Genomic DNA, 4749 nt, shown 5'->3' with positions numbered 1-4749 from the left:
CTATCTGCAGCCTATTATTTAAAAAATGAAAATGGTTTTTTAACCATTATTTCAAGTAATGATTTCTCATATTTAAACCTTGATTCTAATGTTGAAATTAGTGTTTTTTCAAAAGATAAAGATGGTTATATTGAATATATTCTATCAACACTTAATCCTGTAGAGGATAGATCACTCTTCACTTCAAACGAAGAATATTTACAATTCTTTAACCATAAAGCAGGTATCATTGGAGAAAATAAATTATTCACAGCATCATATCCTGAAAGTTCAGAAAGATTAAACGAAATCTTCTCTCTTGCTAGAAAGTATTCAATTAAAACTATTATTAATTATTCAGGAAGCATAATTGAAAGTGGTGAATTTAATATAATAAACGTAAATAATGCTCACGATTTATTTATCTCAATGGCTGATAATAAAGGACCTTATCTAATTTTCTCAAAACCAGATAGTAATACATCTTTAGTAGTTGCACTTTTAGAAGCATTAATGGGAGCAAGACTATCAGCAATTGAAGATTGCTATATGAGATACTTTGAAAGCAAGTATTCTCTCTCTGAAAGTGATTATAGATATAACATTATTAAAGATGCATTTACTAACAATTTAAAAATGATCACAGGAGCAAGTGAACTTGAGGATAAAGCTCTTCTACATCTCTCAGTTAATTACTTAAAGAATAGTTTGTCCCTTACTACGAACGACATCTCAAGTTTACGTCTTGCCCTTAGATAAAATGAATACCCTCAGACTTAGGTCTTTGGGTATTCTTTTTTTTAACTTAATTCAAATGCTCCAGTATAAAGTCTATAGTAGACACCCTTTTCAGCAATCAATGAATCATGAGTGCCTCTTTCAATTATCGAACCATGATCTAGAACCATAATGCAATCACTATTTCTAACAGTTGAAAGGCGATGAGCAATTACAAATACTGTTCGACCTTCCATTAGACGGTCCATACCCTCTTGAACTAAACTTTCTGTATGAGTATCGATACTTGAAGTTGCTTCATCCATTACCAAAACAGGAGGATTAGCAACCGCTGCACGGGCAATAGCTATTAATTGTCGCTGTCCTTGAGATAACCCTTCACCATCATTTTCAAGCATAGTATCATAACCATCCTTCATCATCATGATAAATTCATGGGCGTTTGCAAGCTTTGCTGCATTGATAATCTCTTCATCTGTTGCATCAAGCTTTCCATATCTAATGTTATCCTTGATAGTTCCACTAAATAGATGGGTATCTTGTAAGATAATACCAAGTGAGTGTCTTAAGTCACTCTTTTTAATCTTATTGATATTAATTCCATCAAATCTAATTTTACCATCCTGGATATCATAGAATCTATTTAATAGATTAGTGATAGTAGTTTTGCCTGCTCCAGTTGCACCAACAAAAGCAATCTTCTCACCAGGATGTGCATATAGTGATACATCCTTTAATACAGGCTTTCCTTCTACATAGCTAAAGTCAACTTCACTCATTACGATATCGCCTCTAAGCTTTGTGTAGGTAATACCAGAACCATCTGTGTGAGGATGCTTCCATGCCCAAATTCCTGTACGCTCTTTACATTCTGTTAATACACCATTTTCTTCCTTTGCATTAACTAATGTAACATATCCGTTATCAACCTCTTCCTCTTCATCAAGGAGCTCAAAAATTCTTTCAGCACCAGCTAATGCCATTAAGAAGAAGTTAACTTGCTGAGCTATTTGACCAAGAGGGTTAGTAAAGGACTTTGAAAGTTGTAAAAAGGCAGCAAGAGAACCAACAGAATAAGAACCTCCAGTAACAATTGAGATAAGAGAGCCCGCAAATACAAGAATTACATACTGTAAGTTACCTATGTTATTAACAACAGGTCCCATTACATTTGAGTAAGTATTTGCCCTTGTCATTGTTTGACAAAGTTCATTATTTATTTGGTCAAATTCCTTTTTACTTGCATCTTCGTGGTTAAATACTTTGACAACTTTACTTCCATTCATCATCTCTTCAATATAACCATTAACCTTTGCAAGGTTCTTTTGCTGAAGTGCAAAGTTCTTACTACTCTTTGAACCAATAATCTTTGTAACATTCATTAATACAATAACTGTTAAAACAATTAGTATTGTTAATATCCAGCTATTCATTAATAAGGCAATAAAAACACAAATTAATGTAAGTCCAGAGGATATAACACTTACAATTGATTGAGAAATCATCTGCTGAAGTGTATCAGCATCATTTGTGAATCTAGACATTATTTGTCCATGCTGATGAGTATCAAAGTAAGAAATAGGAAGCCTCTCAAGTTTAGCAAACATCTTATTTCTTATATTTAATAGTGCATCTTGAGCAATCTTTACCATTATCCTTCCTTGAAGGTAAGTTGTAGTAACACCAAGGAGCATGATAAGAGCCCAACCACACATTGCTTTTAAAAGTGGAGAGAAATCAAAAGTACCACTTTTAACAATTGGTGTAATAAAATCATCAATTAATGTTTTTAATAATGTAGAAATATAAACTGTAGAAAGAGCTGAAATAATGATACAAATTATTACAACTGTTAGTTTAAGTTTATTTTCTCCAAATACCTCGGAAAATAATCTTTTGAAGGTCTTCTTAGGATCTTTTGCTTTTTGAGGTGGAAGCTTCTTAATTTTCGCCATTTTCCTTACCTCCTAGCTGGACCTTTACTAGGTCTTGATATGTTCTATTACGCATTAAAAGCTCATCATGAGTGCCAACATCATCGATATACCCATTTTCTAAGATAACGATTTTATCTGCATCCATAACAGAGTTAACACGCTGAGCGATGATTATCTTTGTACAATTCTTTACATCGCGCCTTAATGCATTTCTAATTTGATGATCAGTTTGAGTATCAACAGCACTAGTTGAGTCATCAAAGATTAATACCTTAGGCTTCTTAACAAGCGCCCTAGCAATACATAACCTCTGCTTTTGACCACCAGAGAAGTTATTACCTCCCTGCTCTACTACGCTATCAAGACCATCTTTAGATGTAAAGACAAAATCAGCATTTGCACTTTTAAGCGCCCAAATTAATTCTTCATCTGTTGCGTTTTCATTACCCCACAATAGATTTGACCTAACAGTTCCAGAAAAGAGTGTATTCTTTTGTAATACAACTGATACACCATCACGAAGTGCTTTAATATCATAATCCTTTACATTATGGCCACCTACAGATACAGAACCAGATGTAACATCGTACAGTCTAGCAATTAATGATATTAAACTTGATTTACCACTTCCGGTTGGACCAAGAAGACCAACCATCTCCCCTGATTTAATATCAAGGTTAATATTATGTAGTACTAATGGAGTATTATTTCCAGAATATGAGAAGTTAGTATGGTCAAAGCAAATACTTCCATCTTCAACTTTCTTTAATCCATTTTCATTTAGATCCATTTCAGGAGATGCATCTAATACTTCAATAATTCTCTCTGCTGATGCCTTTGACATTGATAGGTTTACAACAATCATTGCAATCATAATAAGGGAAGAAAGAATTTGCATTGTGTATGTAAATACACTCATCAACTCTCCTGTTCCCATAGAGCCCACACTAATAAGTTTTGCTCCAAAGTAACAAATTGCAAGAATACAAGCATATGAAACACTTTGAACTAGAGGATTAATCATAACCATCATCTTTTGTGCTTTTACAAAGTCATCATGAATTGCACGTGAGGAGGAATCAAACTTTTCTTTTTCCTCTTCTTCTCTTACATATGCTTTAACTGTTCTAATACCTATTAAGTTTTCTTCAATTACTCTATTAAGCTTATCGTAGTGTTTAAAAATTCTATTAAAGATTGGGAACACTCTTTTAATAAAGAAGGCACAAGCAATTGCTAAAACAGGAATTGCAACAGCAAATACAGCAACAAGAGTACCACTATTGTGTATTACCATAATAATTGCAAATACAAACATAATTGGAGCTCTGAAACATATTCTAATTGTCATCTGAAATGCTTGTTGAACATTCTGAACATCGGTTGTAAGTCTTGTTATTAAAGACGATGTTGAAAATGAATCAATATTCTTAAATGAAAAATCTTGAATATGGAAAAATAAATCATGCCTAAGATTTTTTGCAAAACCACAGGAAGCTTTTGATCCACTGTATGCACCCATAATTCCAAATAACATTGAGAAAATAGCTGCAAATACTATCATTATTGATAGCTTAACAATGTAACTTACATCATTTTGATAAACCCCATTATCGATAATGAGAGCCATTAATGTTGGTATTAATACCTCCATTGCAACCTCACCTATCATGTATAAAGGAGTTAGGAGAGCACTCGTTTTATACTCACGAATGCTTTTTGCCAATTTCTTAATCAAGAAAACCCTCCAAAAAAATAAAGAAACACACCAATATGAAAAAATATCGATGTGTCATACAATAGTCAAGAAATACAATATGTAATTATTATGTGTTTTGATATTATTCCTTTTCCTCAGTTTCTTTTACTATTTCAACAGGAAGATTTACCCTCTTTACTTCATCTAAAAATGGTATTTCAACAGTTACTTTAACACCCTTATAGATATTAATAATCTTACCATTTAAACCTTTTAATGGCCCTGATAATACAGTAATCTTTCTACCCTCTTTAAGCGAAGTTTCAACTTTTATTTTTGATTTAGTAATTCTACCCTTTTGCTCTGCAATCCATTTTGCAAAGGCTTCATCACTTC

General features: G+C 32.8%; 4 protein-coding genes. 1 reads left to right on the top strand and 3 read right to left on the bottom strand.

Annotation, left to right across the window (positions count from 1 at the left end; translation table 11 throughout):
* The coding region (locus SOY52_RS05270) for a hypothetical protein (RefSeq protein ID WP_320847930.1) at window positions 1-738 on the top strand (738 nt) is incomplete at its 5' end.
* 41 nt (window positions 739-779) lie between these two features.
* Here the strand turns inward: SOY52_RS05270 and SOY52_RS05265 are convergent.
* The 3 genes from SOY52_RS05265 to SOY52_RS05255 all read right to left on the bottom strand — a co-directional run.
* Window positions 780-2672 (bottom strand): ABC transporter ATP-binding protein, encoded by a 1893-nt coding sequence (locus SOY52_RS05265; RefSeq protein WP_320847929.1) that lies wholly within the window; start codon window positions 2670-2672, stop codon window positions 780-782.
* Window positions 2659-4392 (bottom strand): ABC transporter ATP-binding protein, encoded by a 1734-nt coding sequence (locus tag SOY52_RS05260; protein WP_320847928.1) that lies wholly within the window; start codon window positions 4390-4392, stop codon window positions 2659-2661. The genes SOY52_RS05265 and SOY52_RS05260 overlap by 14 nt, the downstream gene beginning before the upstream one ends.
* Before the next feature lie 103 nt (window positions 4393-4495).
* Window positions 4496-4749 (bottom strand): KOW motif-containing protein (locus SOY52_RS05255; RefSeq protein ID WP_320847927.1); only part of this gene is annotated, 254 nt, incomplete at its 5' end.

Origin of the sequence: Bullifex sp. (assembly GCF_034103065.1) — a bacterium.
In the GTDB taxonomy this organism is placed as follows: Bacteria; Spirochaetota; Spirochaetia; order Sphaerochaetales; family Sphaerochaetaceae; genus Bullifex.
Note: the sequence above shows the minus strand (reverse complement) of the source record. Positions and strands in the feature narration are given on the sequence as shown.

Bases quoted from the DNA above. Each gene is read 5' to 3' on its own strand.
- SOY52_RS05265 (WP_320847929.1), bottom strand. From the start codon at position 2,672: ATGGCGAAAATTAAGAAGCTTCCACCTCAAAAAGCAAAAGATCCTAAG.